The organism is Pseudomonas sp., from assembly GCF_049300855.1.
In the GTDB taxonomy this organism is placed as follows: domain Bacteria; phylum Pseudomonadota; class Gammaproteobacteria; order Pseudomonadales; family Pseudomonadaceae; genus Aquipseudomonas.
In genome coordinates this window covers 20,867-27,358 of sequence record NZ_JBAQKH010000001.1, presented here as the reverse complement: position 1 = coordinate 27,358, position 6,492 = coordinate 20,867, and the positions used below count along the sequence as shown (strand labels likewise).

Sequence of the window (6,492 nt, the reverse complement as noted above, 5' to 3'; positions counted from 1 at the left end):
CCGAGCCCCAGCGAGCGGGCCGCACGTAGGAGCAAGCGTTTTTTTGCTTACTTTTTTGAGGCGTTTGTCAAAAAAGTGAGTCGCCGTCAGGGCGAAACCGCCAGTGGCAACACCCGAAAAAACGGATATACACACAAAACCACCCAAAGCCTGGTCGGCCCAAAGGCCGCCAAGCCAAAAAAAAGGGGCAACCGAAGTCGCCCCAAAATGCCTTGCGTGCTCATCAATCCAGAAGAATCACTTCTTGCGCTTATTCGCATCCTTCCAGATAAAAAATCCAAACCCTGCAAAAAACAGAACCATGAGACCTACAGTCAGGACCCCGGCAAACACCACGTTATCGAAAAACATGACTGGCCTCCTGGCCCCTGCTCTGCTGCGATGGGACTAAGTTACCAAACACACAGGCGCACAAATTGACCGGGATCAATACCAGCAACGAAGGGAGACAAAGGAGGGAAACTAAATGACCTGCATCAACGGATGCAGGGGGAGATCAACGCTTTTTCGGCTTGTTCTTCGACTTTTTCTTGGCTTTTCCCAACGGCATCGCTTGCTCGAAGGCCTGGCGCACTTCGTTCAGGCGCTTCTCATTAAGGTCATGCACACGCTTGGCGCGCTCAGTGCTGAGGTCGATCAGTTTGTCGTCTTGGCTCATGGCGTTCAGTACATCGCAATAAAGGATCACAACTGCCACGTCACCGGCAGGACCGCGTCAATAATGCAGCGTCACACCAGCGCTGACCAGCCGAAGATCAGATCTCGATATCAACCCACAAACCCTGACGCGGCTGATCTTCCATCAACGGCACCACCGGCACGGTGTTGTCGGCATTGAGTTCGGTGCCGGGCACCGCCAGGTGTTCTTCCGGGTCTTCGTCGGCCTCGCGGCGGCGACGATCACGCTCCTGTTGGCGACGCTGTTCTTCGCGCGCCAGTAGCCGATCCTCTTCCGGATCGCGCTTTTGCAGATCGATCGTGCTTTCGTTGGAGCTTTCCTGCACCGGCACCACCGGAGGAATGTCCGGCCGCTGGCGGATCGGATCCTGCTGGGAAGTGATCGGCACAGCGCTCAGGGGGAGCATCGGTGGCAACATATAGGGGGTCTCCTGTCAGCAGGCTATCGGCGTGGGCGATGATGGCTTGAGCCGCCGGTCGCAAACTTGTGACCGGGTTGGCACTCACAGGTGCCCTGCTCCTTGGTAAAACCGACGTATGACCTAATCTTCCCTGTGCAGTTAAAAGCCGGGTGCGACTCCTAATCCTTTGGCCTCGAGCCCTCATTCCGTTAAGATAGCCCGCTTTTTCAAGGTGGGAGTCAGGCAGCATGGCGCAGCAGTATCAACCGGGGCAACGCTGGATCAGTGACAGCGAAGCAGAGCTTGGTTTAGGCACCGTTCTGGCACAGGACGGCCGCTTGTTGACCGTGCTTTACCCGGCCACTGGCGAAACCCGCCAGTACGCGCTACGGAATGCGCCCCTGACCCGCGTGCGGTTCTCGCCGGGTGACAGCATTACCCACTTCGAAGGCTGGAAGATGACCGTGCAGCAAGTCGACGATGTCGACGGGCTGATGGTCTATCACGGTCTCAACGGGCAGAACGAAGCCGTCACCCTGCCGGAAACCCAGCTGTCGAACTTCATCCAGTTCCGTCTGGCCAGCGACCGTCTATTTGCCGGGCAGATCGACCCGCTGGCGTGGTTTGCGCTGCGTTACAACACTCTCGAACACACCAGCCGCCAGTTGCAATCGTCGCTCTGGGGCCTGGGTGGCGTGCGTGCGCAACCGATCGCGCACCAATTGCACATCGCCCGTGAAGTCGCCGACCGTATCGCGCCGCGCGTACTGCTGGCGGACGAGGTGGGTCTGGGTAAAACCATCGAAGCCGGTCTGGTGATCCATCGCCAACTGCTCTCGGGCCGCGCCAACCGCGTGCTGATCCTCGTCCCGGAAAACCTCCAGCACCAGTGGCTGGTAGAGATGCGCCGCCGCTTCAACCTGCAAGTTGCGCTGTTCGACGAAGAGCGCTTCATCGAAAGCGATGCCGCCAACCCGTTCGAAGACACCCAACTGGCGCTGGTAGCGCTGGAATGGCTGGTCGACGACGAGAAAGCGCAGGACGCACTGTTCGCTGCCGGCTGGGATCTGCTGGTGGTCGACGAAGCGCACCACCTGGTCTGGCACGAAGAAAAGGCCAGCCCGGAATACACCCTGGTCGAGCAACTGGCGGAAACCATCCCGGGTGTGTTGCTGCTCACCGCGACCCCGGAACAACTCGGTCAGGACAGCCACTTCGCCCGTCTGCGCCTGCTCGACCCGAACCGTTTTCATGACCTGGCGGCCTTCCGCGCCGAGAGCGACAACTATCGCCCGGTGGCCGAAGCCGTGCAGGAACTGCTCGACAAGGGCCGTCTCTCGGCCAAGGCACACAAGACCATTCAGGGTTTCCTTGGCAACGAAGGCGAAGCCTTGCTCACTGCGGTCAACGATGGCGACACCGAAGCCAGTGCCCGCCTTGTGCGTGAACTGCTCGATCGCCATGGCACTGGCCGCGTGCTGTTCCGTAATACCCGCGCCGCCGTGCAGGGTTTCCCGGAGCGCAAACTGCACCCGTACCCGCTGCCGTGCCCGGACGAATACCTCGAACTGCCGCTGGGCGAACACGCCGAGCTGTACCCGGAAGTCAGCTTCCAGGCGCAGCCGGACGCCAGCGAAGAAGAACGCTGGTGGAAATTCGACCCGCGTGTGGAATGGCTGATCGATCAGCTGAAAATGCTCAAGCGCACCAAAGTGCTGGTGATCTGCGCCCACGCCGAAACCGCGATGGACCTGGAAGATGCCCTGCGCGTGCGCTCCGGCATCCCGGCCACGGTGTTCCACGAAGGCATGAACATCCTTGAGCGTGACCGCGCCGCCGCTTACTTCGCCGATGAAGAGTTCGGCGCACAAGTGCTGATCTGCTCGGAAATCGGCAGTGAAGGTCGCAACTTCCAGTTCGCTCATCACCTGGTGCTGTTCGATCTGCCGTCGCACCCGGACCTGCTCGAGCAGCGGATCGGTCGTCTCGACCGGATCGGCCAGAAGCACATCATCGAACTGCACGTGCCGTACCTGGAAACCAGCCCGCAAGAGCGTCTGTTCCAGTGGTACCACGAAGCGCTGAACGCGTTTTTCAACACCTGCCCGACCGGCAACGCCTTGCAGCATCAGTTCGGCCCGCGCCTGCTGCCGCTGCTCGAAGAAGCCGACGACAGCGAGTGGCAAGCGCTGATCGACGAAGCGCGCGGTGAGCGCGAACGTCTGGAAGCCGAGTTGCACACCGGTCGCGACCGTCTGCTGGAACTCAACTCCGGTGGCGCTGGCGAAGGTGAAGCGCTGGTTGAGGACATCCTTGAGCAAGACGATCAGTTCGCCCTGCCGATCTACATGGAAACCCTGTTCGACGCGTTCGGCATCGACAGCGAAGACCATTCGGAAAACGCCCTGATCCTCAAGCCGAGCGAGAAGATGCTCGACGCCAGCTTCCCGCTGGGTGACGACGAAGGCGTGACCATCACCTACGACCGCAACCAGGCGCTGTCGCGCGAAGACATGCAGTTCATCACCTGGGAACACCCGATGGTGCAGGGCGGCATGGACCTGGTGCTGTCCGGTTCGATGGGCAACACCGCCGTCGCGCTGATCAAGAACAAAGCGCTGAAGCCGGGCACCGTGTTGCTGGAATTGCTGTATGTCAGCGAAGTGGTGGCACCGCGCTCGCTGCAACTGGGCCGTTACCTGCCGCCGGCCGCCCTGCGCTGCCTGCTCGATGCCAACGGCAACGACCTGTCGGCTCGCGTCTCGTTTGAAACCCTGAACGACCAGCTGGAAAGCGTGCCGCGTGCCAGCGCCAACAAGTTCATCCAGGCCCAGCGCGATCAGCTGACGCCACGGATCAACGCCGGTGAAGACAAGATCGCCCCACGTCACGCCGAGCGCGTGGCCGAGGCCCGTCGCCGTCTGGCGGCCGACACCGACGAAGAACTGGCGCGGCTGACCGCGTTGCAAGCGGTCAACCCGACCGTACGTGACAGCGAACTGGATGCGCTGCGCACGCAACGTGAGCAGGGTCTGGCGATGCTGGATAAAGCGGCGTTGCGTCTGGAAGCGATTCGGGTGTTGGTGGCGGGTTAAACCGCCCTGCTCCAGCGCTGAAAACAACAAGGCCCGCAGTGATGCGGGCCTTTTTTGTTGCCTGTTATTTATTAGTTGATGCTGATGGCCCCTTCGCGAGCAAGCTCGCTCCCACAGTTTGGAATGCGTTCCCATGTGGGAGCGAGCTTGCTCGCGAAGGCGGCTATGCAGTCGCTACTGCAACTTCTGGCTCAACGACAGCTACCAACCCCTCCTTCATCCGCTGCGCATCGCGCACAAAACACCGCGCCGCCAGAAACAGAAACACCATCGTCAAAAACAGCGCCACCGGAATCAAATACATCGCGTCATGCAGCCCCACAGCCTTGAACGCCTCGGTCATCTGCTCGGCGCCTGCCGACAACATCGCCGTGTGCGCGAAATGATCGGACAAGCCACCGACCACCACCGGCCCCAAACCACCACCGAGCAAATACAACCCGGCAAAGAACAACGCCATCGCCGTCGCCCGCAAACGCGGTTCGACCACGTCCTGAATCGCCGTGTAAACACAGGTGTAGAAGTTGTAGGCAAACAGCCAACCGACACTGAACACTGCGACAAACACACCGATCTCGATACGCCCGGCATGCAGCGCCCACGCCGTGCACAGCGTCGAAATAATCAGGCTGAACGCCGCGAACAACAGCCGCCCATTGGCCACTCGCTGGTGAATCTTGTCGGCAATCCAGCCGCCCAACGTCAACCCGACCAGCCCGGTCACACCGACGATCATCCCGGTGGCCACCGCCGCTTCCTGCAACGGCATGAGGAAATAGCGCTGCAGCATCGGCACCAGAAACGAGTTGCAGGCATAGGTGGCGAAGTTGAAGCACAAGCCGGCCAGCACCAGCCAGAGAAAGGTCGGTACCGCCAGAATCCGCCGGATCGGCTTGTCGACCTTCTCCTGGGAAACCTGCACGGTTTCCGCCGCGCCGCGCTTCGGTTCCTTAATGAAGAACATGAAAATCGCCAGAATCAGCCCTGGCACCGCAGCAATAAAGAACGGCGCCCGCCAGCTATCGAATGCCTTGACCATCGCGCCAATGGTGAAGAACGCCAGCAACAGCCCCAGCGGCAAACCGAGCATGAAAATGCCCATCGCCCGTGCCCGCCGGTGCGCCGGGAACAAATCACCGATCAGCGAGTTGGCCGCCGGCGCATAACTGGCCTCGCCGATGCCGATGCCCATGCGCACGATCAGAAAGCTCCAGAAACTGCCGACCAGACCGTTGACGGCAGTCAGCGCGCTCCAGGTCGCCAGGCCCCATCCCATCAGTTTGCTGCGCGAGCCGGTGTCGGCCATTCGCCCCAACGGCAGGCCGGCGATGGCGTAAACAATGGTGAACGCGGTGCCGACGATCCCCAGTTGAAAATCACTGAGATGCCATTCCATGCGGATCGGCTCGATGATGATTGCCGGAATGGTGCGATCAAAGAAGTTGAACAGGTTGGCGAGGAACAGCAGGAACAGAATGCGCCAGGCATTCGCCGCTTGGGTCGAGTTCTGCATGGGTCCGTCTCTTTATTGTTATAGGGCTTCACTGCCAACGCATCCGAGCCCGGAACCTGCAATCTAGTCAGCCCGTCGGAAGCTGTCTGTGATCATTCGTCTGCCTGATATCGGCTCATGCCACTGTAACGAAACGTAAGCCTTTGATAAGTCTGCAATCCCCGCAAAACCGGGGCTTGTGCAGCAAAATCCTGCCACAAAAAAATACTTTCGCGCCCCCCTTCCCAAGTCCGTGGCGAAGCCTAGAATAGCCGCCGGATCCGTCCGGATCTCCCGATCAATCCCTTTGATACCCCCGTCCATGTCCGAAGCCAGTCCGTGTCTGAATTGCGGTGCCTGCTGTTCCCATTTTCGCGTGTCGTTCTTTTGGGGTGAGTGCGCCTCCTCCGGCGGCACAGTGCCGGATGAACTGGTCACACAGATCAGCCCGAGCCGCGTGGCGATGAACGGCACCGACTGCAAATCGCCGCGCTGCACGGCGTTGGAAGGCGAAGTCGGCAGCGAGGTGAAGTGCTCGATTTATGAATTGCGCTCCAGCCCCTGCCGCGAATTCGAATCGTCATGGGAAAACGGCGAACAGAACGTCGATTGCGATAAGGCCCGCGCGCGTTTCGGCTTGCCGCCCCTGCAACCGGACTGGGCGCAAATCCCTTTCGAACAGATCGCTTGAGCCTTTAGCGCCAATCGCTATGACGCTAATGCCGAAATCATTAGCGCCAATGTGCCACTACCGCTTCCACGGCAAAAACCGCCTCTATACTCCAGTCATTCGCCTGCGTTGACGCGCAGTAAGGACGACTTCAGA

Annotated in this window: 6 protein-coding genes; 2 read left to right on the top strand and 4 right to left on the bottom strand. The window is 60.1% G+C overall.

The features are described from left to right. Positions 1–237: 237 nt before the first annotated feature. The 3 genes from ccoM to WA225_RS00115 all read right to left on the bottom strand — a co-directional run bounded on the left by ccoM (position 238) and on the right by WA225_RS00115 (position 1,097). On the bottom strand, positions 238–351 hold the full coding sequence (ccoM, locus tag WA225_RS00125; RefSeq protein WP_003222396.1) for a cytochrome c oxidase subunit CcoM: 114 nt from the start codon (positions 349–351) through the stop codon (positions 238–240). Positions 352–496: 145 nt separating this feature from the next. After that, positions 497–658, bottom strand: coding sequence for a hypothetical protein (locus tag WA225_RS00120; protein ID WP_016771347.1), 162 nt, complete (start codon positions 656–658; stop codon positions 497–499). A 97-nt stretch (positions 659–755) separates the two neighbouring features. Further along, positions 756–1,097: a hypothetical protein gene (locus WA225_RS00115; protein WP_003222394.1), complete on the bottom strand. Its 342-nt coding sequence runs from the start codon at positions 1,095–1,097 to the stop codon at positions 756–758. Between the two features lie 230 nt (positions 1,098–1,327). Here WA225_RS00115 and rapA point away from each other — a divergent pair, with 230 nt between their 5' ends. After that, positions 1,328–4,174 carry an RNA polymerase-associated protein RapA gene (gene rapA, locus WA225_RS00110; protein ID WP_422606413.1) on the top strand — a complete coding sequence of 949 codons (2,847 nt, stop codon included), beginning with the start codon at positions 1,328–1,330 and terminating at the stop codon, positions 4,172–4,174. Positions 4,175–4,337: 163 nt separating this feature from the next. Here the strand turns inward: rapA and WA225_RS00105 are convergent, their stop codons facing one another. Continuing rightward, positions 4,338–5,687 (bottom strand): spinster family MFS transporter, encoded by a 1,350-nt coding sequence (locus WA225_RS00105; RefSeq protein WP_422606412.1) that lies wholly within the window; start codon positions 5,685–5,687, stop codon positions 4,338–4,340. A gap of 301 nt (positions 5,688–5,988) precedes the next feature. Between WA225_RS00105 and WA225_RS00100 the strand changes: the two genes are divergently transcribed. Then, positions 5,989–6,357 (top strand): YkgJ family cysteine cluster protein, encoded by a 369-nt coding sequence (locus WA225_RS00100; protein WP_422606411.1) that lies wholly within the window; start codon positions 5,989–5,991, stop codon positions 6,355–6,357. Positions 6,358–6,492 lie beyond the last annotated feature (135 nt).